General features: G+C 71.9%; 24 protein-coding genes. 5 read left to right on the forward strand and 19 right to left on the reverse strand.

Translation table 11 applies throughout. The features are described 5' to 3' along the window. Position 1 precedes the first annotated feature (1 nt). Entirely contained in the window at positions 2-2512 is a 2511-nt protein-coding gene (locus tag ACLQ2R_RS18125; protein ID WP_425960979.1) for an ABC transporter permease, read from the forward strand. A 143-nt stretch (positions 2513-2655) separates the two neighbouring features. Here ACLQ2R_RS18125 and ACLQ2R_RS18130 read toward each other — a convergent pair whose 3' ends face one another. From ACLQ2R_RS18130 to ACLQ2R_RS18165, 8 genes are all read right to left on the reverse strand, one after another. Further along, positions 2656-2925, reverse strand: a complete 270-nt coding sequence (locus ACLQ2R_RS18130; protein WP_386235391.1) for a hypothetical protein — start codon at positions 2923-2925, stop codon at positions 2656-2658. Between the two features lie 40 nt (positions 2926-2965). After that, complete coding sequence (locus ACLQ2R_RS18135) at positions 2966-3715, reverse strand: toxin glutamine deamidase domain-containing protein (RefSeq protein ID WP_425960981.1); 750 nt, start codon at positions 3713-3715, stop codon at positions 2966-2968. A gap of 298 nt (positions 3716-4013) precedes the next feature. Next, complete coding sequence (locus ACLQ2R_RS18140; RefSeq protein WP_425960983.1) at positions 4014-5636, reverse strand: molybdopterin-dependent oxidoreductase; 1623 nt, start codon at positions 5634-5636, stop codon at positions 4014-4016. Between the two features lie 231 nt (positions 5637-5867). Further along, entirely contained in the window at positions 5868-6515 is a 648-nt protein-coding gene (gene rdgB, locus ACLQ2R_RS18145; protein WP_425960984.1) for an RdgB/HAM1 family non-canonical purine NTP pyrophosphatase, read from the reverse strand. Next, positions 6473-7189 carry a ribonuclease PH gene (gene rph / locus ACLQ2R_RS18150; RefSeq protein ID WP_425960986.1) on the reverse strand — a complete coding sequence of 239 codons (717 nt, stop codon included), beginning with the start codon at positions 7187-7189 and terminating at the stop codon, positions 6473-6475. The genes rdgB and rph overlap by 43 nt, the downstream gene beginning before the upstream one ends. 5 nt (positions 7190-7194) lie before the next feature. Continuing rightward, positions 7195-7947 (reverse strand): MBL fold metallo-hydrolase, encoded by a 753-nt coding sequence (locus ACLQ2R_RS18155; RefSeq protein WP_425960988.1) that lies wholly within the window; start codon positions 7945-7947, stop codon positions 7195-7197. 125 nt (positions 7948-8072) lie between these two features. After that, entirely contained in the window at positions 8073-8894 is an 822-nt protein-coding gene (gene murI / locus ACLQ2R_RS18160; RefSeq protein ID WP_425960990.1) for a glutamate racemase, read from the reverse strand. Between the two features lie 288 nt (positions 8895-9182). Continuing rightward, positions 9183-9974 carry a thioesterase family protein gene (locus ACLQ2R_RS18165; protein ID WP_425960992.1) on the reverse strand — a complete coding sequence of 264 codons (792 nt, stop codon included), beginning with the start codon at positions 9972-9974 and terminating at the stop codon, positions 9183-9185. Positions 9975-10375: 401 nt separating this feature from the next. Here ACLQ2R_RS18165 and ACLQ2R_RS18170 point away from each other — a divergent pair, with 401 nt between their 5' ends. Continuing rightward, positions 10376-12307 (forward strand): DUF3352 domain-containing protein, encoded by a 1932-nt coding sequence (locus ACLQ2R_RS18170; RefSeq protein WP_425960994.1) that lies wholly within the window; start codon positions 10376-10378, stop codon positions 12305-12307. A gap of 120 nt (positions 12308-12427) precedes the next feature. Here ACLQ2R_RS18170 and ACLQ2R_RS18175 read toward each other — a convergent pair whose 3' ends face one another. The 5 genes from ACLQ2R_RS18175 to clpS form a co-directional block, all read right to left on the reverse strand. Beyond that, the gene (locus tag ACLQ2R_RS18175; RefSeq protein ID WP_425960996.1) at positions 12428-13375 is read right to left on the reverse strand and encodes a PLP-dependent cysteine synthase family protein; all 948 of its coding nucleotides are present in this window, start codon (positions 13373-13375) and stop codon (positions 12428-12430) included. Positions 13376-13484: 109 nt separating this feature from the next. Then, positions 13485-13763 carry a MoaD/ThiS family protein gene (locus tag ACLQ2R_RS18180; protein ID WP_425960998.1) on the reverse strand — a complete coding sequence of 93 codons (279 nt, stop codon included), beginning with the start codon at positions 13761-13763 and terminating at the stop codon, positions 13485-13487. Positions 13764-14160: 397 nt separating this feature from the next. Continuing rightward, positions 14161-14577, reverse strand: coding sequence for a Mov34/MPN/PAD-1 family protein (locus ACLQ2R_RS18185; protein WP_425961000.1), 417 nt, complete (start codon positions 14575-14577; stop codon positions 14161-14163). Between the two features lie 9 nt (positions 14578-14586). Continuing rightward, positions 14587-15111, reverse strand: coding sequence for a DUF2017 domain-containing protein (locus tag ACLQ2R_RS18190; protein WP_425961002.1), 525 nt, complete (start codon positions 15109-15111; stop codon positions 14587-14589). A 133-nt stretch (positions 15112-15244) separates the two neighbouring features. Then, complete coding sequence (gene clpS / locus ACLQ2R_RS18195; protein WP_425961003.1) at positions 15245-15532, reverse strand: ATP-dependent Clp protease adapter ClpS; 288 nt, start codon at positions 15530-15532, stop codon at positions 15245-15247. A 40-nt stretch (positions 15533-15572) separates the two neighbouring features. Between clpS and ACLQ2R_RS18200 the strand changes: the two genes are divergently transcribed. Together ACLQ2R_RS18200 and ACLQ2R_RS18205 are read left to right on the forward strand one after the other, a co-directional pair. After that, positions 15573-16862 (forward strand): nicotinate phosphoribosyltransferase, encoded by a 1290-nt coding sequence (locus ACLQ2R_RS18200; RefSeq protein ID WP_425961005.1) that lies wholly within the window; start codon positions 15573-15575, stop codon positions 16860-16862. A 4-nt stretch (positions 16863-16866) separates the two neighbouring features. Further along, positions 16867-17442, forward strand: a complete 576-nt coding sequence (locus ACLQ2R_RS18205) for a nicotinamidase (protein ID WP_425961006.1) — start codon at positions 16867-16869, stop codon at positions 17440-17442. Between the two features lie 6 nt (positions 17443-17448). Here the strand turns inward: ACLQ2R_RS18205 and ACLQ2R_RS18210 are convergent, their stop codons facing one another. Then, a complete protein-coding gene (locus ACLQ2R_RS18210; protein ID WP_425961008.1) occupies positions 17449-18147 on the reverse strand; it encodes a hypothetical protein in 699 nt (232 codons plus the stop codon). Positions 18148-18344: 197 nt separating this feature from the next. Here ACLQ2R_RS18210 and ACLQ2R_RS18215 point away from each other — a divergent pair, with 197 nt between their 5' ends. Further along, complete coding sequence (locus ACLQ2R_RS18215; RefSeq protein WP_425961010.1) at positions 18345-18764, forward strand: hypothetical protein; 420 nt, start codon at positions 18345-18347, stop codon at positions 18762-18764. Between the two features lie 88 nt (positions 18765-18852). Here the strand turns inward: ACLQ2R_RS18215 and ACLQ2R_RS18220 are convergent, their stop codons facing one another. The 5 genes from ACLQ2R_RS18220 to ACLQ2R_RS18240 all read right to left on the reverse strand — a co-directional run bounded on the left by ACLQ2R_RS18220 (position 18853) and on the right by ACLQ2R_RS18240 (position 24350). Continuing rightward, complete coding sequence (locus ACLQ2R_RS18220) at positions 18853-20604, reverse strand: DEAD/DEAH box helicase (RefSeq protein WP_425961012.1); 1752 nt, start codon at positions 20602-20604, stop codon at positions 18853-18855. A gap of 255 nt (positions 20605-20859) precedes the next feature. Continuing rightward, the gene (locus ACLQ2R_RS18225) at positions 20860-21546 is read right to left on the reverse strand and encodes a hypothetical protein (protein WP_425961014.1); all 687 of its coding nucleotides are present in this window, start codon (positions 21544-21546) and stop codon (positions 20860-20862) included. A 138-nt stretch (positions 21547-21684) separates the two neighbouring features. After that, entirely contained in the window at positions 21685-23082 is a 1398-nt protein-coding gene (locus ACLQ2R_RS18230; RefSeq protein WP_425961015.1) for an MFS transporter, read from the reverse strand. After that, positions 23079-23777: a zinc metalloprotease gene (locus tag ACLQ2R_RS18235; RefSeq protein WP_425961017.1), complete on the reverse strand. Its 699-nt coding sequence runs from the start codon at positions 23775-23777 to the stop codon at positions 23079-23081. Before ACLQ2R_RS18235 ends, ACLQ2R_RS18230 begins: the two co-directional genes overlap by 4 nt. A 321-nt stretch (positions 23778-24098) precedes the next feature. Beyond that, positions 24099-24350 carry a DUF3039 domain-containing protein gene (locus ACLQ2R_RS18240; protein ID WP_362796968.1) on the reverse strand — a complete coding sequence of 84 codons (252 nt, stop codon included), beginning with the start codon at positions 24348-24350 and terminating at the stop codon, positions 24099-24101. Positions 24351-24486 lie beyond the last annotated feature (136 nt).

The raw sequence follows: 24486 nt of genomic DNA on the forward strand, positions 1-24486 counted from the left end.
GGTGCTGAGGACCACGCTGGCCGGGCTGCGCGCGCACCGGTTGCGCCTGGCGCTGACCTCGCTGGCCATCGCGCTGGGCGTGGGGTTCATCGCGGGCACGTTCGTGCTGACCGACACCATCGACGCGGCGTACACCCAGAGGTTCTCCGCGGCGGCCGACCGGCTGGACGTCGCCGTCCTGCCCGCGCCCGGCAAGGGCGACGAGGAGGCACTCGTCTCGGACGCGACCCTGGAGAGGATTCGCGCCACGGACGGCGTCGCCGACGCCCAGGGGCTGGTGCGGGGAACGTCCGCCCTGATCGGCAAGGACGGCAAGGCCACCGGCGACTACCCGACGCTGGGGATCTCGCTCCCCGAGGGGAGACTGAACCGTACCGCCGTCGTCGCGGGGCACGTCCCGCGGAACGGGCGGGAGGTCGTGCTCGACGAGGGCACCGCCAGGAAGCGGGGGTTCCGCGTCGGCGACGCCGTCACCGTCCTGGACGCCGATGACGCCCGGCACGCGTTCACCCTGGTGGGGCTGTTCGACGTCGGCCTGGACCAGGAGATCGGGTACATGGGGGCGGTGGGCTACACCACCGCCACGGCCCGCGAGATGACCGGGAAGCGGGGATTCGCCCAGGTCGACGTCGCCGCCGCCGAGGGCGTCTCCCAGGAGACGCTGCGCGCCTCGGTCGCCGCGGCGGCCGGGAAGGGCCACAAGGTCACGACCGGCGAGCGGTACGCCGTCGACCTGGCGAAGGCGAACGGCGGCAGCAACGAGATCCTCACCGTGGGACTGCTGATGTTCGGCGTGGTGGCGATGTTCGTCGCCGCGCTGGTCATCTACAACACCTTCACCATCCTGGTGGTGCAGCGGACCCGGGAGATGGCGCTGCTGCGGTGCATCGGGGCCACCCGCGGCCAGGTCTTCGGCTCGATCCTGCTGGAGTCGGTCGTGGTCGGCCTGCTCTCGTCGGCGATGGGCCTGCTGCTCGGCTACGGCCTGGGCGCGGCGGCGCTGGCCGTGCTCGCCGCGGTCGACGCGCCGCTGCCCACGGCGACCGCCTCCCTGGCTCCGCGCACGATCGTGCTGGGCCTGGTCGTGGGCCTGGTCGTGACCGTCGGCGCGGCCCTGCTGCCCGCCCGGACGGCGACGCGGGTGGCGCCGGTGGCCGCCCTGGGCGCGCAGGTCGAGGAGCCGACCTTCCGGGCCGGTGTGCTCCGGGTGGTCTCCGCGGCGCTGCTGCTGGTCGCGGGGGCGGCGGTGATGACGCTGGCGGTGCTGATGGACCCGGGCCAGGCCGCGCTCTTCGTGGTCATGGCGGGCGCCTCGCTGGTGTTCCTGGGCGTGCTGGTCCTGGGCCCGGTGATCGTCAAGCCGCTCTCCGCCTTCGCCGGGTGGGTCCCGGCCAGGCTCTTCGGCGTGCCCGGCAGGCTGGCCCTGGACAACTCCCGGCGCAACCCGAAGCGGTCGGCGACCACCACGGTGGCGCTCACCGTGGGCGTGACGCTGATGACGGTCATCTCGGTCGTCACCGGCACCGTGCGGGCGACGTACACCCAGCAGCTCGACGAGCAGTTCCCCGTCGACTACATGGTGCAGAGCCAGGGACGCGAGCCGGTCCTGCCCCGCTCGATCGCCGAGGAGCTGCGCACCAGGCCCGAGCTCGCCTCGGTCGTCGCGTTCCGCTCGGCCACCGCCTCCCTGGAGTCCCAGGACGGCACGTACGACGTGGGGACCTTCACCCCGGCCCCGGGGTTCGCCCCGAAGCTCGACGCGGGCTCGATCGACCGGCTCGCACCGGGGACCGCGCTCGTCGCCGCCTACGTCGCCGAGAACCTCAAGGTCGGCGTCGGGGACCGGATCACCGTACGGACGAAGAAGGCCGGTCCGGTCGCCCTGACGATCGCGGGCGTGTCCGGCACGGAGTCGAACCTGTTCGACGTGACGGTGCCCGCCGGGGAGTTCGACCGCTACTTCCCGGGGGTCGACGACGCCCGGGTGATGGTCAACTACCGGGACGGCGTGAACCCCGACACGGCTCTGGCGGTGGTCGAGGCGGCCACCAGGGCGTACCCGACGGCGAAGGTGATCAGCTCGACGGAGGTGCGGGGTGAGTTCGACGAGACGCTCGACATGATGCTGATGATCATCACGGGCCTGCTGGGCCTGGCCGTGCTCATCTCCCTGCTGGGCATCGCGAACACGCTCTCGCTCTCGGTGCACGAGCGCACCCGCGAGTCCGCGCTGCTGCGGGCGCTCGGCCTGACCCGGCCGCAGCTGCGGCGGATGCTCATCGTCGAGGCGCTGGTCCTGGGGCTGATCGGCGCGCTGGTCGGCGTGGTGCTGGGTGTGGTGTTCGGCTGGGCCGCGGCGCAGACGATGACCACGGACGTGCTGTTCCGGCTCCCGGCAGGGCAGATCCTGGCGTTCGTGGCGCTGTCGGGGCTGGCCGGGGTGCTGGCCGCGGTCCTGCCGGCCCGGCGCGCGGCCCGCGCCTCGGTGGTCGGCTCCCTCGCGAGCGGCTGACCCGGGGCCGGTCCGTCCCGGTCCGTCCCGGTCCGTCCCGTGACTCCCGGGTTCCGGTCGGCACCTGCCGGGCGGAGACGGGGGGCCGGCGGGCCGGGGCGCGAGGCGGGCCGGGCGAGGGGCGGGTGTGGCCGGGACGTCTCCTATCGGGGGCGGCGTCCCGGCCACTGCTCGGCCACCGTCTCGGGGTTGAGCAGCGGCCGGATGACGATCTCTCCGGTGGCCTTGTCGATGACCACGCACCCGGCGCCGACGGTGTCGGGCAGCACGCCGGGATCGTCCGGCTCCGGCTCGTTCGCCCAGGCGACATAGCCCTCTTTGAAGGCATAAATCCGGATGTCGGAGTTGGCGCCCGCGCCGCGGACCCCGCTGAAGTACTCCTCCGCCACCGCTCTGGCCTGTTCCGGGTTCACAGCCGCCACCCCTCCCTCGCCGCTCTGGCCTGTTCCGGGTTCACAGCCGCCGCCCCTCCCTGTCGATCACGACGCAGAACACGCCGGTCACCGATTCGTACAGCGGCTCCACCGCCATGTGCCCCCGCTGCGCGTCGATCCAGATCACCTCGCCGTCGAAGTTCACCGCGTTCCACGCGTGACTGCCCCCGGCCGGCCAGCGGTTGACGATCAGCGCGGCGGCGCCGTGCCCCCCGGCCAGCAGTGCCTGCGCGACCGGGATGTAGGAGTGGCGCCCCTGCCCCACGTACTGGAAGCGCTGCCCGAGCCAGCGTTCCGCCCTGGCCACTCCCCCGGCCTCCCCGCTGAGCAGCGGCTTGCCGACCCGGTCGTACTCGGGCCGCCGGGGGGCGGCCACCGCGGGGACGCCGTACCAGGTGGAGAGCACCGACAGCGCGCAGTCGACCGCGTTGGTGGCGCGGAACGGGTCCTCGCCGGACTCGCTCCCGTTGACCAGCCTGATCCACATGCCGCGCGGGTCGGGGAAGCGGCGAGGGGTGCCCTGCTCGGTGACCGGGACGGCCTTGAGCATGTCCTCCTCGGTCTGCGGGTCCGGCCTGGCCAGCCCGCCCGCCAGCCCGTACGGCCGGCACTGGTCCAGCCGCGCGGGCCCCCAGCGCATCGGCTCGCGCTCCCTCGGCGCCGCCACCACGGCCGACACCTGGATCTCCAGCTCGAAGTCCCGCCACCGCTGCCCGTCCGCGGTCACCACGGGGTTGTAGACCCCCGCCGGCACACTCCACTCGTTCACGGCTCCCCCGTCACCCGTCCTCTGCGAGCCAGATCGTAGGACGGGGCCTGTCGCGCCGACGAGGAGTTGACCATTTACAGGCCACGTCTCCGGCGCGGCGTGGGACAACGAGAACCACGCCCCTCTTCGGGACCGTCTCCGAGGTCACCCGGACGGGTCCGCACCGGCTCGACGCGGCTCACGGCCACCAGGACCCGGCACGGTCCCGGAGATCACGTCGGCGGCCGCGTATCGTCCCCGCGCACGAAGCCGGGACGGCTCCCGCCGGAGAGCGGGCAAGAGGGGATCGCCCTCCCGGTCAGGTGACCTCCACCCGGACGGTGTGCCAGCCGGTGGCGCCGTCCGGGGCGATGGGGGCCTTGTCGGCGGTCTGGGTGTAGCCGGTGGCGTCGGTGGCGCGGACCTCGATGGTGTGGCTGCCGGGGGTGGCGTCCCAGTCGTCGAGGACCCACTGGCGCCAGGTGTCGGCGGTGGGGGCCTCGGCGAGGCGGGCCTGGCGCCACGGCCCCCCGTCGACGCGGACCTCGACGGCGTCGATGCCCTTGTGCTGGGCCCAGGCGACGCCCGCGACGGCGGTCCTTCCGGCCGGGACGGACGAGCCGCTCGCGGGCAGGTCGATGCGGGACTGGGTCTTGATCGGGCCCCTGGCGGACCAGCCGCGCGGCGTCCAGTAGCCCTCGTCCCGGTCGAAGCGGGTGACCTTGATCTCGGTGACCCACTTGGTGGCCGAGACGTAGCCGTACAGGCCCGGGACGACCTGGCGGACGGGGAAGCCGTGGTCGACGGGGAGCGCCTCGCCGTTCATGGCGAAGGCCAGCAGGGAGTCGCGGCCGTCCATGACGACGTCGACCGGGGTCCCGGCGGTCCAGCCGTCGGCCGACGTGCTGAGCAGCATGTCCGCCCCCTTCTGGACGCCCGCGTCGCGCAGCACCCCGGCGAGGCTGACGCCCAGCCAGCGGGCGTTGCCGATGTAGGGGCCGCCGACCTCGTTGGAGACGCAGCAGAGCGTGACGTCGGCCTCGGTGACGGTGCGCTTCATCAGGTCGGCGAAGGTGAGCTCGACCGGGCGGTCGACCAGGCCGTGGATCGTCAGGGTCCACTCCTGCGGGTCCACCTGCGGGACGACCAGGGCGGTGTCCACGCGGTAGAAGTCGTTGCTCGGGGTGACGAACGGCGACAGGCCCCTGATCCTCAGGTCGGTGCCCGCCGGGAGCGGGGCGAGGGGCGTGGCGGGCTTCGGCAGCGTGATGTCGCTCCGCGCCGCGGTCACCTCGGCCCTGCCGGAGAACAGGCGGCCGGCGAGCCCGGCCACCCCGGCGACGGCGACGCCGCCGAGCGCGCCGGTCAGCAGGCCCCGGCGGTCGAACGCGCGCAGGTCGTCCCCGGCCCGCATGACGGGTGGGACGGCCGCGTCCGCGGCCGGCGGGGCGGGCGGGGTCTCCCGCAGGGTGTGGTGAACGCCGGGGAGCTCGTCGGCGGGCACCAGCGATCGGCGGACGAGCCGTCGCAGGAAGAACATGCCGGCGCCGACGCCGAGCAGCGTCGGCAGGAGGTCGGTCACGCCCGCGCCGGGACGGGTCAGCACCGCGGCGACGCCGAGCAGGCCGAACGCGGCCAGGCCCGCCATCCCGTACCGGAGGTCGCGGACGGCGGCCATCCCCAGAAGGGCCGCGAGGACGGCCATCACCACCAGGATCCCGCCGACGAGGACCACCTTGTCGCTCTCGCCGAACGTGCGGATCGCCCACTCCTTGAGCGGCGCCGGGCTGAGGTCGACGGCGGAGTCGCCGACCGCGACGACCGGGAAGGCGGAGGGATTCACCAGACCCGCGACGAGCAGGGAGAACCCCACCGCCACGATGCCGGTGACCAGGCCGATCAGCGCCGCGGCCCACGAGGGCATGCGCCTGTTGCTCTGCATACCCCTGACGCTACGCCCTCGGGGGACCGCCGGATCTTACGCCCCGATTACGTACGGGACGGATGATCTCCCCGGCCTCGACCCGCGGGTCGGGTGATCTTCTCGGCCGAGGCCGGACGACCTTCTCGGCCTGGGTCGCTCGGGGTCTCCTCGGCCGGGGCCTCAAGGGTCCGGTCATCCCCGGGACCGGGCCCGGGAATCAGGTCGTTCCCGGGACCGGGACCCCACGCGTCAGGCGATCTCCTCGGTCAGGATCGGGACGAGCGCGCGGAAGGCGCGGCCCCGGTGGCTGATGGCGTCCTTCTCGGACGCGGACAGCTCGGCGGTCGTCCGATCCTCCCCTTCCGGGATGAAGATCGGGTCGTAGCCGAAGCCGTTCGTGCCGCGCGGGGCGTCGATGATCACGCCGTGCAGGGCGCCCTCGGTGACCCGCTCGTGCCCGGACGGCAGCGCCAGGGCGGCGGCGCACGCGAAGTGCGCGCCCCGGTGGCCCTCGGGCACGTCGGAGACCTGCGCGAGCAGCAGGGCGAGGTTGGCCGGGTCGTCACCGTGCCTGCCCGACCAGCGGGCGGAGAAGATGCCGGGCATGCCGTTCAGCGCGTCCACGCACAGGCCCGAGTCGTCGGCGATCGCCGGAAGGCCGGACTGCCGGGCGACGGCGTGCGCCTTGAGCAGCGCGTTCTCGGCGAAGGTCAGGCCGGTCTCGGCGACGTCGCCGATCTCGGGGAACTCCTCCAGGCCGACGATCTCGACCGGGACGGAGGCGTCGGCCAGGATCCGGCGGAGTTCGGCGATCTTCCCGGCGTTCCTGGTGGCGAGCACCACCCTGGGTGCGCTCACGCCAGGGCCTCGCGCTGCAGGCGGGTGAGCTCGGCGCATCCGGCGACACCCAGGTCGAGCAGCTCGTTCAGGGCGGCCCGGTCGAACGGCTTGCCCTCGGCGGTGCCCTGGACCTCGACGAACTCGCCGGAGCCGGTCATCACCACGTTCATGTCGGTCTCGGCGGCGACGTCCTCGGTGTAGCAGAGGTCGAGCAGCGGGGTCGAGCCGACGACGCCCACGGACACGGCCGCGATCGAGTCGATCAGCGGGTCGCCGCCGCACATCTTCTTCTTGCGCATCCACGCGACCGCGTCGACCAGGGCCACGTACGCGCCGGTGATGGCGGCGGTGCGGGTGCCGCCGTCGGCCTGGAGCACGTCGCAGTCGATGACGATCGAGTTCTCGCCGAGCGTCTTGTAGTCGACGCAGGCCCTCAGGGAGCGGCCGATCAGGCGGGAGATCTCGTGCGTCCGTCCGCCGATCTTGCCGCGGACCGACTCGCGGTCGTTACGGGTGTTGGTGGCACGCGGCAGCATGGCGTACTCGGCGGTGATCCACCCCTGACCGCTGCCCCGGCGCCAGCGCGGCACGCTGTCCTGCACGGAGGCGGCACAGAGCACCTTGGTGCCGCCGAACTCGACGAGCACCGAGCCCTCGGCGTGGGCGAGCCAGCCGCGGGTGATCGTGACGGGGCGGAGCTGATCGGGAGAACGTCCATCTGCACGGGCCATGCCGTTCACCCTAGGTCATACCGGGCCCCGCTCCGCGCCAGTTCCATGCGTCCGCCGAACCCCCCGCGCGAGGCGTCCTCAAGGACGCGGTCGCGGTCGTTCCAGGGCACCAGGTGGGTCAGGACCAGGGTCTCCACCTCCGCCCTGGCCGCGTGTTCCGCGGCCTGGCGGCCGTTCAGGTGCAGCCCGTCGGGCAGGCCCGGCCGGTCGAGGTGTGAGGCCTCGCACAGCAGGACGTCGGCGCCGGAGGCGAGCTTGACGAGCTCGGAGCTCTCACCGGTGTCGCCTGAGTAGGCCACCGACCTTCCCCCGTAGGAGACCCTGAAGCCGTAGGTCTCCACCGGGTGGTTCACCCGCGCGGCCGTCACCTCGAACGGGCCGGCCTCGAACACGCCGGGCGTCAGGCCCACGAAGTCGAAGGCGGTGTCGAGCGGCGGCTCGTCCGGCATCGCGTAGGCCGAGTTGAGGCGCCGGCGCGCGTCGGCCGGCGCGTACACCGGGATCGGCGGCAGCGGGCCGCACGGCGAGTAGGTGCGCACCACGTGGTACGGGCACATGTCCAGGCAGTGGTCGGCGTGCAGGTGGGACAGGCAGATCGCGTCCACGTCGTACAGTCCTATGTGCTTCTGGAGGGCGCCGAGTGCGCCGTTCCCGAAGTCGAGCAGCATGCGGAACCCCTCCGCCTCCAGCAGATAGCAGGAGGAAGGGCTGTCCGGGCCGGGGAAACTCCCCGAGCACCCGATGATCGTCAGTTTCATGGCGGCCTCCTACGGTCACGTTGCGGCGCCGCGCGTCACGGCGCGAACGCCGGTGGCCGGTCCCCGCCCGCCCTCCCTTCGTCCGCCAGGTCCCGGCGCTCCCCCTACGGAGCGCCGGGACACCCTCACGCGCGATACCCGTTACTCGGAACATCTCCTACAGTCGCCGCCTCGACCGCCTGGATCTCCGGTCCGAGGAACCGTCGGCCGAGGTCGGCGAACAAACCCGCGTCACCGGTGGCGCGGAAACGGTGCCTGGGCACGCCCCCTACGGCGGCCAGGCCCCGGTCGTGCAGGACGCGGTACACGTCCTTGGCCGTCTCGTCGGCGCTGGACACCAGCGTCACCCCGTCCCCCACCACGTAGGAGATGGGCCCGGTGAGCAGCGGGTAGTGCGTGCATCCCAGGATCAGCGTGTCGCACCGGTCGGCGAGCACCGGCTCCAGGTAGTCGCGGATGACGCCGATGAGCTCCTCGCTCATCGTCTCCCCGCGCTCGACGAACTCCACCAGGCGCGGCGCCGCCACCCCGGTCAGCCGGACGTCGGGGGCCGCGGCGAAGGCGTCGTGGTAGGCCATCGACTCGATGGTGGCCCTGGTCCCGATCACCCCGACCCTGCCGTTGCGGGTCGCCCGTACGGCACGGCGGGTCGCCGGCTGGATCACCTCGACCACCGGCACGTCGTAGCGCTCCCGGGCGTCCCGGAGCACCGCGGCGCTCGCGCTGTTGCACGCGATCACCAGCATCTTCACGTCGTGCTCGACGAGGTGGTCCATCACCTCCAGCGCGTAGGCGCGGACCTGCGCGATGCTTTTCGGGCCGTACGGCTGGCGGGCCGTGTCGGCCACATAGAAGATCGACTCGTTGGGCAACTGATCGATGATCGCCCTGGCGACCGTGAGCCCGCCGACACCGCTGTCAAAGATTCCGATACTCGCTTGCGACACAGTTCCCAAGGCTAGGCGACCTGGGAGGATCGATCACGGTAAGAATCCTCACAACGCTGAATACCAGACGAGATGTGTACTTTCCATGACATCTGTTGTCGGTGGCCTCACGGAGCGCTCCGGTCCCACGGGTCCCGGCGGCGTTCCATGGGTCCCGGCGGGGTTCCGCCGGTCCCGGCGACCCGGTGGAGGTCGTCGCCCGGGTGCGGGGAGTTCCACCGGCTGCCGGGCCCGGCGGTCGTGCCGGCCGCATGCCGGCCGGCGTGACCGCGCGACCAGGCGGTCGCGTCAGCCGCGGCCGACGCGGGCCAGCTGGCGCGACTGGGCGACCAGACGGCCGGCCGAGTCCCAGACCTCCACGTCCTCGTCGAACCAGCCGTCGCCGATCAGGCGTCCCGACCCGATCAGGGTCAGCCACCCGGGGGCGGGCAGGGCGCGCAGGTGCCAGGTGAGGTCGACGGTGGGGGCCCAGCCGCGCTCGCCCGCGGAGAAGACCACCGGCGGCAGGGCGTCCACGGCCAGCGCCAGCACGTACGGGTCGGGGTCCTGGAGCTCGGCCATCCGGAAGTGGGCACGGGCCTCGGGCCGGCCGGTGGGCTCGCCCGCGAGCCAGCCGATCGTGGGCGGGTCGAAGGCCATCTCCATCTGCGCGTTGAGCGTCATGCCGGACTCGGGTCTGGGGTCGGGCAGCCGGACGCACTCCTCGATCGGCGGTATCGCCGCCGACGGGCCGTCCGTCCACCTCGGGTCGGCGCCGCCGAGGGTCGCCGTGGTGACGAGGGCCTCGAGGTAGGGCTCGTCGTTCTGCAGGAGGGTCGCCCGGGCCATGGTCGCGGTACGGCCGGTCTTGATCTGCTCCACCCGTACCCGGGCGGGGCCGGGCCGGGCCGCGCGCAGGAACTGGACCGAGGTGGTCACGGGGTGCTCGTGGGGAGAGGCGTCCACCGCGGCGCGCAGCAGCACGGCCATCAGGTAGCCGCCGTTCAGGGGGCCGCCGATCGAGTACCCGGGGTCGAGACAGACGTCGTAGGTGGTCTCGTCCACCCGGATGGCCGCTGTCGCCTCGTCGAACTTTGTCATCCACGCTCCCGAACCTTGTTCTAGAGGGCACACTTTACCCATCCCGGGCGTCCTCCGCCTCCCCGGCCCCCACCGGCTCCGGGCGGCCACCGCGCTCCGCAGGGGCGCGGTGGAGACGAATCCCGCGTGAAAAGCGCGGAAACGACCGTCTCCTGAAGACCGGAACCAGCCCCGAACCGGTCGAAACCAGGTCGACGGTGGGGAGCGAGACCGGACCGGAACAAGGCCGGAACCGAGTCGGAATCAGGCCCGAACCGGACCGGCCTGCCACCCGGAACGCCAGGCAAGAGCCGCACAGCCGCCTTGGACGGACCAAACGCGTAGTTAGTTCAATGCAAGCGAACTGCTAGCAAAGTGCACTAACTTCATTCGTATCCGCGAAGTCCACATTGTGAGTGAGCATGCCTGCCAACAATCCCCCCGACCAGACGCCCACGCCGGGGCAGCAGCCCGACAGGACGATCGCCTACCGTTGGAACGAGGGTGCGCAGCCCAACGACCAGCCACACACACAGGCCTACCCGCAGGGTCAGCCCGGATACTCCCAGCCCGGTGGCCGGCATGGGCAGCCCTACCCGCAGCAGGGCCAGCCCTACGGTCAGCAGGGCTACGGTCAGCAGACGGGTCAGCCGTACGGGCAGGCCACTCCCACGCAGCCCGGCGCCCAGCAGGGCTACGGACAGCAGGCCTACGGGCAGCAGGGCTACGGCCAGCAGACCCAGGGGCAGCAGGGGTACGGGCAGCAGGCCCACGGTCAGCAAGGCTACGGACAGCAGAACTACGGTCAGCAGGCCTACGGCCAGCAGGGCTACGGGCAGCAGCAGGCCGGGGGCTGGCAGCAGCAGGGTCCCGACTTCCTGAGCGCCGGCCCGCCGACCGGCTCCTCCCCCCGCAAGGGCCGCAAGGGCTGGCTGTTCGCGGTGATCGCCGCACTGGTCGTGGCCCTCGTGGGCGGCGGCAGCGCCTTCGCGGTGAACCTGCTCAGCGGTGGCGGCACGCAGCCGCACGACGTCCTGCCCTCCAACGCCATCGGCTACGTGCGGCTCGACCTCGACCCGGCCGCGAACCAGAAGGTGGCGCTGTTCGGCATCGCCCGGAAGTTCAACGCCACCAAGGCCTCCTTCAGCGGCGAGGACCCGCGCCAGGCCCTGTTCGACCTGCTGAAGCAGGGCAACGCCGACGACTTCGGCGCGATGAACTACGCCGCCGACATCGAGCCCTGGCTCGGTGACCGCATCGGCGTGGCCGCGCTGCCGGCCGCCAAGGCCGGGGCGGCGCCCGGCGTCGTCGTGGCGGTCCAGGTCAAGGACCAGGACCAGGCCAAGACCGGCATCGCCAAGCTGATGGGCAAGGAGAAGTACGGCATCGCGTTCCGCGAGGACTACGCGCTGCTCGGCATCACCCAGCAGCAGGCCGACCAGGCCGCCGCCGCGGCTCCGCTGAGCGAGAACGCCACCTTCAGCGAGGACCTCGGCGCCCTCGGCGAGACCGGTGTGCTGTCCTTCTGGATGGACGCGGGCAAGATCGCGGGCCTGGCCCCCGAACTGGCCGGCCAGGACCCCACCGCCCTGGAGCAGATCAAGAACGTGCGGGTCGCGGGCGCCCTGCGCTTCGACGGCGAGTACGTCGAGCTCGCGGGCATCAGCCGCGGCGCCCAGAACCTGGACATGGGCACCCCCGAACCGTCCCGGATCGGCACGCTTCCGGCCTCCACCGCCGGCGCGCTCTCCTTCTCCGGCCTCGGCGAGGTGATCGGCAAGCAGTGGGCGCAGATCATGAAGTCGGCCGACCAGGCCTCGGGCGGGACCGCCGGCTTCCAGCAGTTCGCCGACCAGGCCCAGCAGAAGTACGGGCTGCGGCTCCCCGCCGACCTGGTGACGCTGCTCGGCAAGAACATCACCCTGGCCCTCGACTCCAACGGCCTCGAGGGCAACCAGCCCCGGTTCGGCGCGAAGGTCGTCACCGACCCGGCCAAGGCCGAGGAGATCGTCGGGAAGATCGAGAGGCTCCTCGTCGACTCCGGGGCCGCCACCCCGCAGCTCGCCAAGGTCGCCGGCGACGGCACCTTCGTCCTGGCCGGTTCGCAGGACTACGCCGCCGAGCTCGGCAAGGACGGCTCCCTGGGGGAGAGCGAGACCTTCCAGCTCGCCGTTCCCGACGCCGGCAACGCCACCTTCGCCGCCTACGTGGACCTGGACAAGGTGGAGAAGCTCTACCTGGCCGGCCTGCAAGGCGAGGAGAGGGCCAACCTCCAGGTGCTGCGCGCCGTGGGCATGAGCGGCACCCAGTCCGGCAGCGACTCCAGCTTCTCCTTCAGGCTGCTGTTCAACTAGCCCTCACGGGCACCGCCGGAAAAGACATCGGCGGAAAAGGAAGGCCGGCTCCCGAGGAACCTCGGGAGCCGGCCTTCCTTCTTGTCTTCCTCGATCCTCTCCGGACCTCTCCCACCAACCTCAGGCCCAGAGCTGGCCTTCGAGCCGCTCCTCCGCCTCGTCCAGCGTTCCCTCGTAGGCGCCGGTCGACAGGTACTTCCAGCCGCCGTCCGCGACCACGAACACGACGTCCGCCCGCTCCCCCGACTTGACGGCCTTGGCCGCCACGCCGAGCGCGGCGTGCAGGGCGGCGCCGGTGGAGACGCCCGCGAAGATCCCCTCACCCTCCAGCAGCTCGCGGGTGCGGCGCAGCGCGTCGGCGGCGGAGACGGAGAAACGCGTGGTCAGCACGTCGGCGTCGTACAGCTCGGGGATGAAGCCCTCGTCCACGTTGCGCAGGCCGTACACCAGCTCGCCGTAGCGCGGCTCGGCGGCGACGATCTTCACGTCGGGGACGTGCTCGCGCAGGAACCGGCCCACGCCCATCAGGGTGCCGGTCGTTCCCAGGCCGGCCACGAAGTGGGTGACCGACGGCAGGTCCGCCAGGATCTCCGGCCCGGTCGACTCGTAGTGCGAGCGCCAGTTGGCCGGGTTGCCGTACTGGTAGAGCATCACCCAGTCGGGATTCTCGGCCGCCAGGCCCTTGGCGACCCTGACCGCCTCGTTGGAGCCGCCCGCCGCGGGCGAGGAGATGATCTTCGCTCCCCACATGCGCAGCAACTGGCGGCGCTCCTCGGAGGTGTTCTCCGGCATCACGCAGATCAGCCGGTACCCCTTGAGCCGCGCGGACATGGCCAGTGAGATGCCGGTGTTGCCGCTGGTGGGTTCGAGGATGGTGCAGCCCGGCTGGAGCAGCCCGTCCTTCTCCGCCTGCTCGATCATCCACAGCGCCGGGCGATCCTTGATCGAACCCGTCGGGTTGCGGTCTTCGAGCTTGGCCCAGACCCGCACGTCCTCCGAGGGGGAGAGCCGGGGCAGGCCGACCAGAGGGGTCCGGCCGACCGAGTGGATCAATGAGTCAAAGCGCATGATGTACGGCTTCCGCCTCGGGGTGACATGCCTGATGGGAACGGGCCGGGACCCGCGGCACGCGCCGGCCGTCCCCCGGGGTGTCGCGGGACGGGCGGCGCCGCGCTCGCTAGCGGGAACCGCCGGCCACGGCGGGCAGCACGGTGATCGTGTCGCCGTCGGCGACCGGGGTCTCCAGCCCGCCCAGGAACCGGACGTCCTCGTCGTTCAGGTAGACGTTCACGAACCGGCGGAGCGCGCCCTTGTCGACCAGGCGCTCCTTGAGCCCCGGGTGCCGGGACTCCAGGTCGCCGATCAGCTCCTCCAGCGTGGCGCCCTTGCCGTCGACGGCCTTGGCACCGTCGGTGTAGGTGCGCAGGATGGTCGGAATGCGAACCTCTATGGCCATCGCGGGTCAATCTCCTTGTGTCGTCATGGGAGTGCAGCCCATCGGATCAGAACACCGGTGGGTACCGGGGGATTCCGGGGAAACCGGCCGGCGACACTCGTAGACGACGACGGAGGGCGTGTGCGCGAACAGGAAGTTCTGCACGGGTGCGACGCCCGCGTGCCGTGCCCGGGCACCGGGACGCGAGAGCACCACGTCCTCCTGGCTCGGGGCGGCGATCGACATACGAGCCAGTTTACCCAAAGGGGCCATTCACCTCACGACCGTACCGGGTGAAGGCCACACGACGACGCAGGGAACACGAGCGGACGGATCACCCGGCGGTGGTTACCCCGAGGCGAACGCCCGGAGGTGGTCATCCGGAGGTGAACACTCGAAGGTGATCACCCGGAGACGGTCACCCGGAGGTGATCGTCACCTCCTCCTCGCTCACCGTCCCGTCGACGATCCGGTACGAGCGGAACTCGGCGTCCTCGCCCAGCTCCTCACGGGTGGAGACCAGCACGTAGTGGGCGTTCGGCTCGGAGGCGTAGGAGATGTCGGTGCGCGAGGGGTAGGCCTCGGTGGCCGTGTGGGAGTGGTAGATCACCACCGGCTCCTCGTCGCGGTCGTCCATCTCCCGCCAGACGCGGAGCTGCTCCATCGAGTCGAACCGGTAGAAGGTCGGCGACCGCTCGGCGTTCTCCATCGCGACGAACCGTTCGGGAGAGTCGGAACCGACCGGCCCGGCGATCACGCCGCAGGCCTCGTCGGGATGATCCGCCCGAGCGTGCGCGATGATCCGGTCCACCAGTTCCCGAGAGATCGTGAGCATACCTGGAAGTTACCAAAGGGCCCGGACCAGGGTGTCCTGGAGGTAGGTCAGCCAGTCGTAGATGACGTACGCCGCGTAGCGCGGGTCGCTCTCCGACATGTCGGCGATCTCGTCGTGCACCTCCTCGGTCACCTCCAGCCGGATGCCGAGCGCGAGGCGGACGTCGTTCAGCGCGCGCATCCACGCCTCGGCCTGCTCCCGGGTCAGCTCGATCCGGCCGGCCTCGGCACTGTCCAGCATGGCCTTGGCGTCGGCCCGCTTGCCCTCGCGCAGCGTCGCCTCGGTGTAGCGGCGGAACTCCGCCGCCGCCTCCCCGTCCTCGTACGCCGAGGGGAACAGCCGCGCCAGCACCGGATCGTTGGACTGCTCCGAGGCGCCGATGCCCAGGGCCTTCTCCAGGGGGTCGTCGCCGGTCTCCCCGGGCTCGACGAGCCCCAGGATCTGCGTGACCAGCGAGCGCAGGATCGACACCTCGGCGGCGTCGAAGACCGTGACCACGCCCCCCCCGGGGCCCTGACTGAATCCCGAACTCATCCGCTCTCCACCGTTCCTCGCGGGCCGCGTCCCGGCCCCGTCCGCCCCTCGGGACCCGTCCGCCACCCGTGACACGGGCGGCACCGGCGGTCCCGCGGGCGCGACGCCCGGCGGCACCGTCCCGGCCGTCCGCTCACGAATCCCGCTGGACGGTCGCCCAGAGCCCGTAGGAGTGCATGATCTGCGCGTCGCGTTCCATCTCCTCGCGAGTGCCGCTGGAGACCACGGCCCTGCCCTTGTGGTGCACGTCCAGCATGAGCTTCTCCGCCTTCTCCTTGGAGTAGCCGAAGACGGACTGGAAGACGTACGTCACATAGGACATCAGGTTGACCGGGTCGTTCCAGACGATCGTCAACCATGGCAGATCCGGTCGTACGTCGACTGACGGACGCTCGACCTCGGTTGGAGCGGTGCTACCCACATTCACCAGTCTGCCCTACCCCGGGCTTAGTCTTCGACTCGTGACAAAGAGCATGAGCACCGCGTTGCTTACCGATCACTATGAGCTGACGATGCTGGAGGCGGCCCTGAAAAGCGGCGCCTGGAGCAGGCGTGCGGTCTTCGAGGTGTTCGCCCGCCACCTCCCGGACGGGCGGCGCTACGGCGTCGTCGCCGGGACCGGCCGGTTCCTGGACGCCCTGGAGGCCTTCCGTTTCGACGACGAGACGCTGGAGTTCCTGCGCGCGAACCAGGTGGTCGACGAGCCCACCCTGGAGTTCCTCGCCGGGTACCGCTTCTCCGGAAGGGTCGACGGGTACGCCGAGGGCGAGTGCTACTTCCCCGGCTCCCCGATCATGACGGTGGAGGGCACGTTCGCCGAGGCGGTCCTGCTGGAGACCGTGATCCTGTCGATCCTCAACCACGACTGCGCGATCGCCTCCGCCGCCGCGCGGATGGTCCACGCCGCCGGGACCAGGCCGCTCATCGAGATGGGCTCGCGCCGCACCCACGAGTCCTCCGCCGTGGCCGCCGCGCGGGCCGCGTACCTGTGCGGGTTCTCCGCCACCTCCAACCTCATGGCGGGCCACACGTACGGCGTCCCGACCGCCGGGACCGCCGCCCACGCCTTCACCCTGCTGCACGACTCCGAAGAGCAGGCCTTCCGGGCCCAGCTCGACTCCCTCGGCGCCGCCACCACGCTGCTGGTGGACACCTACGACGTGACCCGGGCCGTACGGACCGCGGTGGAGCTGGCCGGACCGTCGCTGGGCGCGATCCGCCTGGACTCCGGGGACCTCGGCCAGATGGCCCACGAGGTCCGCGAGCAGCTCGACTCCCTCGGCGCCCACAAGACCAGGATCATCGTCACCAGCGACCTCGACGAGTACGCCATCGCGGCGCTGTCGGCGGCGCCGGTGGACGGCTACGGCGTCGGAACGTCGCTGGTCACCGGCTCCGGCTCCCCCACCGCCGCCCTGGTGTACAAGCTGGTGGCCCGCGAGGACCTTGAGGGGATCATGCGGCCGGTCGCCAAGAAGTCGGTCGGCAAGCCCAGCCAGGGCGGGCGCAAGGGCGCCTTCCGCGAGCTGGAGCCGGACGGCACGGCCGCCGCCGAGGTGGTCACCGTCTCCGGCGAGCACCCCGAGGGCGCCCGCCCCCTCCAGGTCCCGCTGGTCAGGGACGGCGAGGTCGTCGGCCGCCAGGAACTGGGGACGATCCGCGCGCGGCACCGCGAGTCCCTCGCCGAGCTGCCCGCCAACGCCCACCAGCTGTCCCGGGGGTACGCCGCGATCCCGACCGTGTTTGACTAGCCACATGCCAACCGCACTGATCATCGTCGACGTCCAGAACGACTTCTGCGAGGGCGGCAGCCTGCCGGTGGGCGGCGGCGCCGACGTGGCGGCCGCCATCTCCCGGCACGCCGCCTCCCACGGCTACGACCACGTCGTGGCCACCCGTGACTACCACGTGGATCCCGGCTCCCACTTCGCCGCCGAACCCGACTTCGCCACCTCCTGGCCCGTCCACTGCGTCGTCGGCACCCGGGGCTCGGACTTCCACCCGGCCCTGGAGGTCGAACGCGTCGAGGAGGTGTTCAGCAAGGGGGCTCACGCCGCGGCCTACAGCGGCTTCGAGGGAGCCGCCCCCGACGGTACGAGCCTGGCCGACTGGCTCGGCGAGCGCGGCGTGGACGCGGTGGACGTCGTCGGGATCGCCACCGACCACTGCGTGCGGGCCACCGCCCTGGACGCCGTGGCGAACGGCTTCTCCGTGCAGGTGCTGCTGGACCTCACCGCCGGGGTGGCCGCCCCGACCACCGAGGCCGCCCTCGCCGAACTCGGCTCCGCCGGAGCCCGTCTCACCGGAACCCCGGTGGTCCGCCCGGCCTGAGGCCCCTCAGACCCTGGGCATGTCCAGGAAGAGGATGATCCGGTCGAGCTTCCCGTCCATCACCCCGAAGTCCTGCCTCAACCCGGCCACATCCTCCTTGACCTCGGCCACGTCCACCTTGACCTCGGCCATGTCCACCTTGAGCTCGCTGACGTCCTGCTTGACCTCCGCCAGCTCTTCCTTCGTGGCGCACTTCGCCACATCCTCCTTGAGCCCGGCCACGTCCACCTTGAGCTCAGCGACATCTGTCTTGAGCCCGGCGACGTCCTGCTTGACCTCCGCCATGTCCACCTTGAGCCCGGCGACATCCACCTTGAGCTCGGCTACGTCCTGCTTGACCTCCGCCATGTCCACCTTGAGCCCGGCGACATCGACCTTGAGCTCGGCCACGTCCTCCTTGAGCTCAGCGACATCTCGCTTGACTTCGGCCATGTCCACCTTGAGCCCGGCCACGTCCTCCTTGAGCTCAGCGACATCTGTCTTGAGCTCGGCCACGTCCACCTTGAGCCCGGCGACGTCCTCCTTGACCTCGGCCAGGTCCTGCTTGACCTCCGCCAGCTCTTCCTTCGTGGCGCACTTCGCCACGTCTCGCCGCAGTTCGTCGACATCCTGTTTGGTGGCGAGAGTGTCCATCTTCGCCATGATCTGCTCGAACATCGGCGCCACGTACTCCATGATCTCCGTACGGATCATCTCGGCCAACACGCGTCCTCTTCGAAAGGGGTATCAGGGGGAACCGGTCAGAGGGCCCGGTGTCGTTGCGGCGACAGACTACCAAGGACGGTCACGCTGAGCATCCGAACGACTACCCGATCGGCACGGATCGGCAAACCCGGCCGTCACCTGGCGGGACAGGAGTATCACGGGGAGTGAAGACCTCTCACTATCGGTGGTGACCTCACATGTTCGTACTCGGTGTCTCCTGGCTGGTCCTGACCCCGCTGTGCCTGTGGAACCTGTTCCGTGGCGGAAGGCTGGTGCGGCTGACGAGCGTGCTGGCGCTGGTCGCGCTGGAGGCGGCCACGATCTGGGCCACCACCGCCGCCCGCGTCCCGCCGCGGACCCCGGTCCTCGCGGCCCCTTCCGTCGTGGCGCCGGGCCAGGCGCCGCCCCCCACCGGCCTGTCCGGCCCGTTGCCGGAAGCCTCGCGGCAGGACGCGCGGTCCGCCTCCTGTGCCGCCGGGACTCCCGTCCCGGCCCTGGTACGGCCGGCTCGTCGGCGGGACGCGGCGCGGGGCATGACGCTCCTCTGGACGGCCAGAGGGGACGGGTGCGCGACCGCGTCCGTGGTCCTGCGCCACCGGAACCGCGTCGTCAGGTGACCGGAAGGCCCACGTAACGCCGTCCGGCCCGTCCGCCCCGGCGGGCGGGCCGGCCCCCGGTGGTCGCGAGGCGGCCCCGGCGGCCGGGTCAGTGGGAGCGCTGGGTGGCCCAGTGGCGGATCTTGGCGATCCGTTCCCTGACCTGCTCGGCGGAGGCCTGCGCGATGGCCGGGCCGCCGCAGGATCTGCGGAGTTCGGCGTGGATGACGCCGTGCGGCTGGCCGGTGCGGTGGTTCCAGGCGCCGACGAGGCCGTTCAGCTCCTTGCGCAGGGCGGCCATCACCTCGTGCGGGGCGACCTCCGGCTCCTTGGCCTCGGGCTTGGCGCGCCTGGCCTTGAGCTGGTCGGACTGGCGTTTGCTGAGCAGGGTGCGGACCTGGTCGGGCTCCAGCAGGCCGGGCAGGCCGAGGAAGTCCTCCTCCTCGGCGGAGCCGGTCTCCGCGGCGCTGCCGAACTCGCCGCCGTCGAAGAGCACCCGGTCGAAGGTGGCGACCGCCTCCAGGGTCTCGAACGGCAGCTCGTCACCCAGGACGTCGGGGTTGTCCTTCTTGCGCTGGGCGTCCTCCAGCAGGAGGTCGTCGAGCCCCTCCTCGGGCGGCTTGCGGTCGAGGACGTGGTCGCGTTCGGCCTCCATCTCCCCGGCCAGCGCCATCAGGGTCGGCACGGAGGGCACGAAGACGGACGCGGTCTCGCCCCGCTTGCGGGCGCGGACGAAGCGGCCCACGGCCTGGGCGAAGAACAGGGGGGTGGAGATGCTCGTGGCGTAGACGCCGACGGCCAGGCGCGGGATGTCGACGCCCTCGGAGACCATCCGGACCGCGACCAGCCAGCGCTGCTCGGAGGCGGAGAACTCCTTGATCTTCTTGGACGCGGCGGGGTCGTCGGAGAGCACGACCGTGGCGCCCTCGCCGGTGATGGTCCGGATGTGGCGGGCGTAGGCGCGGGCGGTCTCGTGGTCGGTGGCGATGACCAGGGCTCCGGCGTCGGGCACGCCCCGGCGTACCTCGGTCAGCCGCCGGTCTGCGGCCCGCAGGACCTGGCGGATCCACTCGCCCTTCGGGTCGAGCGCGGCCCGCCACGCCTGGCCGAGCTGGTCCTTGGTGAGCGGGGTGCCCAGGGTGGCGGCGATCTCGTCGCCCGCCCGGGTGCGCCAGCGCATCTCCCCGGAGTAGGCGAGGAAGATGACCGGCCGGACGACGCCGTCGGCGAGCGCCGGGCCGTAGCCGTAGGAGTAGTCGGAGACGCTGCGCCGGACGCCGTCGCCGTCCTCGGCGTAGGTGACGAAGGGGATGGGGTTGACGTCGGACCTGAAGGGGGTGCCGGTCAGGGCCAGACGCCGGGCGGCCGGCTCGAACGACTCCCGCACCCCGTCGCCCCAGGATTTCGCGTCACCCGCGTGGTGGATCTCGTCGAAGATCACCAGGGTCTTGCGGGCCTCGGTGCGGGCGCGGTGCAGCGCGGGGTGCATGGACACCTGGGCGTAGGTGATGGCGACACCGATGTAGTCGCGGGAGGTGGCGCCCTGGCTGTTCTTGAACTCGGGGTCGATCGCGATGCCGACCCTGCTCGCGGCGTCCGCCCACTGCTGCTTGAGGTGCTCCGTCGGTGTGACGATCGTCACAGCGCGGATGATCCCCCGCGACAGGAGGTCGCTGGCGACGCGGAGCGCGAAGGTCGTCTTGCCCGCTCCCGGGGTGGCGACCGCGAGGAAGTCGCGCGGCCCACCGCGGGTGTACAGGTCGAATGCCTCCTGCTGCCACGCGCGAAGCTTCGGCGCGGTGCCCCAGGCGGCACGGTCCGGATAGGAGGGCGGCAGGTGAGATGCGGCGAAAGTGCTCACAGTGTCCCCAGCGTAATCGTCGTCACCGACACGACGTGCCGGTCGGCCGAGATGCTCGCCAAGGCCACTTCGGCGTGCTAGGGAGGCGCGATTCCCCCGGCGGAGGGCTCTGCGGGCCGGTGACCTGGGCGGAGACCTCTCCGCGGGAATGCCTTCGCGAAGAGGCCGGGGACGTGCGCGGCATGGGCCCCGCGAAGAGGCCGGGGACGTGCGCGGGGCGGGCCCCCGCGAGGAGGCCCCACGGGGTACGCGACGTCAGCGCAGGCCCGCGATCACCGTGTTGATCCTGGCTCTCGCCGTCGGGTTGTCCGGCTGGGCCATCCCGACCACGAGCACCGGCCGGCCGGGGCCGGTGAGGAGCGTCACGCGCAGGTAGGCGGGCCGGTTCACCACGTCCCGGTACTCGGCGCGCAGCGAGCGGGTGTGGCCGGTGCGCGGCCCCACCGTGATCCCGGTGTCGTCCACGACCTTCACGTCGTCACCGTGCAGCAGGAGCCGCGCGTACAGCTCGCTGAACTCGGTGGTGGTGGCGCGCGCGTCGGTGGCGGGCTCGGCCGGCATGACCATCACGGTCGTGCTGGAGCCGTCGCCCACGACGGAGGTGAACCCGGTGACCGGGGCGGCCGTCCCCGCGTCCCACTTCTCGGGCAGCGGGTAGCTGATCCCCGCGACCGGATCGGTCACCCGGCCCGGCGGCGGTGAGGGCAGGGCGCGCAGGCCCAGGACGACCGCTGCGGCGAGGACGGCGCCCCCGGCCGCCAGGGCGAGCAGGACGGTCATCAGGCGGCGCAGGCGCCCGGGCTCGCGCTCGGGCGGGGCGATGGGCGTGCCGTACCAGCGTGCCGAGGGAGGGAGGTCGTCACCCGGCTCGGGGATGCGGGGCGGCCAGGTGAGGTGGGAGCGCTCGTCCGGCGGGTCCGATCCGCGGGGTCGTTCGTGCACGGCACCTCCTGCCTGTGACCATGGTCATACCGTCCTACCACGCCCGCCGCGGCGCGGTCCGGCTATGGGTGAGCGCTGTTGCGGAAGTGACCAATGAGCCTGGGGATCCACGCCTTTCCCGGCGGCGGAGCGGACGGGTCACGTGAGCTCGCGCATCCGGCCGGCCACGGCCACCCCGAAGAGCCCGATCGCGGCCATCAGCGCGGCGATCGTGACGTAGCCGGTGCCGATGTCGTCGTGGCCGATCAGGTTGACGATGACGCCGCCGAAACCGATCGTGAGCGCGCTGCCCAGGGTGTCGACGACCTGGAGGGCGGCCGAGTTGGCGCCCTGCTCGGCGTCGGGGGACTGGCGCATCGCGGTGATGTTGACGCTGGTGGTGCCGATGCCCATGCCCAGGCCGGCGACGATCCACGCGGGCGCGACGATCCAGCCGCTGACGCCGGGCACCAGCGCGAGCAGGGTGAGCAGGATGCCTGCGGTGACCGCGGCGGCGCCGATCCGCACCAGCAGGGGGCGGTCGTAGGTGCGGCGGCTCTGCAGGTAGGAGCCGCCTGTCCAGCCCAGGGCACCGGTGGTGAGCGCGATGCCGGCCTCGCCGACGGAGAAGCCCTGCACCTTGGTCAGGAGCAGCGGGATGAAGGAGTTGACGGCGAAGAACGCCGAGGCGAGCACCCCGCGCATCATGAGCGTGGTGGGCAGGCCGTGGCCAAACCTCAGGGCACGCGGCGGCAGCAGCCTCGGCAGGCCGGCGCCGAGGACCACGAGCCCCGCGACGGCGGCGACCGCGCCGGGCAGCGGGGTCTGGTGGAGGCGGTCGGTGCCGTACAGCAGCACACCGGCGCCGCCCGCGGTGGCGACGGCGGCCAGGGTCATCGTCAGCGGCCGGGAGCGCGGCCCCGTCGGAGCGGGGACGGCGGGGACGGCCGGATCCTTCCCGCCACGCAGGGCGGGAAGGAGCATCACGAGGGCGGGGACGACCAGCGGGACGATGCCGTAGAAGACCCACCGCCAGCCGGCGGTCTGGGCGATGAGGCCGCTGAGGCCGGGGCCGACCAGGGCGGGGAGCACCCAGGCGGCCGAGAGCGCGGCGAAGATCCGGGGCCTGGTCGCGGGGACGTACACCCGCGCGATCATCACGTAGATCGCCACGATGACGGCGCCGCCGCCCAGGCCCTGCACGGCCCGGGCCACGATGAACAGTTCCTTGGTGACGGCCGCCCCGGCCAGGGCCATGCCCGCCGTGAACAGTCCCACGCCGAGCAGGAACGGCACGGCGTGCCCCCTGCGGTCGGACCACAGTCCCGCGACGACGTTGGCGAGCAGGCCGGCGATGAGGAAGGCCGAGAAGCTCATCCCGTACAGGTCGAGGGCGTGGAGGTCCTTGGAGACCGCGGGCATGACGGTGCTCACCGACATGCCCTCGAAGGCGATCAGCGTGACGACGAGGAGGATTCCCAGGGAGGCGGTGCGGTACTCGGGGCCGAAGATCCGGGGAGGTTCGTAGGCAGCGTCAGGTGTCTTCGGTACTGTCACCCGTCAAGGGTAGTGTCCGCCTCCACCCCCCGGTATGCGGCCCACATCTGCTGCATCCGCAGGGCCTGGCCTGCGGTGAAGCCGGACATGCAGCGGTCGTCGGAGTAGTCCATGAAGTTGTCGACCGGGTCCGGCCCGCCGCCCTCGCAGGTGTCCTTGACCGGCGGGCAGCCCTCGGTGGGCCGGCCCTGGGGCGAGGTGTCGTCCACGCCGTCGCCCGTCGCCGCGCAGCCCTTCTCGAAGGTGTGCAGCAGCCCGAGCCAGTGGCCGATCTCGTGGACGCCGGTGAAGCCGCGGTCGAAGCTGCGCATCGCCCCGCCGGGAAGGCTGCGCCAGTCGATCACCACGCCGTCGAGGGCGGGCGCCTTGCCGTAGCCGTGGGGGTAGGTGGAGTAGCCGAGCACCAGCTCGCCGAGCTGGGCCAGGTAGAGGTTGAGGGTCCCCGGGCCGCCCTTGCGCAGCTGCTTGATCTCCCGCTCGTGGAGGACGGGGTCGCGGAACCAGGCCGTGTTGACCGTACGGGTGATGCCGTCCAGCCTGAACCTGATCCCGGTGTCGGCCCCGCCGAGCCCGCCCGAGTAGGCGGCGTTGAGCGTGGCGATCTGGTCGCGTACGGCGGTCTCGGGGGCGCCCAGGCGGCCGTCGGTGAGGACGTGCACCCAGGTGGGCACGGTGACCGGGAGCGCGAGCGACACCGGTGCGGCGGGTCCCTCGGGCGGGGCGGACCCTCCGGACGGAGTGGCCCCTCCGGGTGAGGCGGTTCCCTCAGGTGTGGCGGGGGCCCCGGGCGGAGCGGATCCCGTGTGCGGGGAAGGGACGGCGGGTCCCCCGGGTGGGGCGGGGGCGGCGCGGGCGCAGGGCGCGGCGACGCCCACCGTGAACAGGCATGCGGAAAGAACGGCGATCGCACGCCGAAACATGGACTCCCCCGACAGATCCAGGCGCTGGTCGTTTGGCCGCCCCCCGGCGACATCCCGACCGTAGCCTCATCCGCGGCCTTCACCCACGAGCAACACTCACTCGTTGCCGGCGTCCTCGCCCTTGGGCAGTCCCGAGTAGATCTCCTTGCACTCCGGGCAGACCGGGAACTTCTGGGGGTCGCGGTTGGGCACCCAGACCTTCCCGCAGAGCGCGCGGACCGGAGATCCGCTCAGCGCGCTCTCCATGATCTTGTTCTTCTCGACGTAGTGGGCGAAGCGCTCGTGGTCGCCGTCGCCGTGCGACAGGTCCGGGCGGACGTCGCTCTCAGGGAGAATCTTCGTACTCACCCTGGCGATTTTATGCCCGGAACGGCCCGCCTCGGCCACCGGTGGCCGAGGCGGGCCGCCGCGAGGGCCGCCGGCTCGTACGGGACCACGCCCCGGGGTCACGCGGGCCGGGTGCGGGGGGTTATAAACCAGTCGC

The sequence above is a fragment of the Streptosporangium sp. DT93 genome, from assembly GCF_049844535.1.
Lineage (GTDB): Bacteria > Actinomycetota > Actinomycetes > Streptosporangiales > Streptosporangiaceae > Streptosporangium.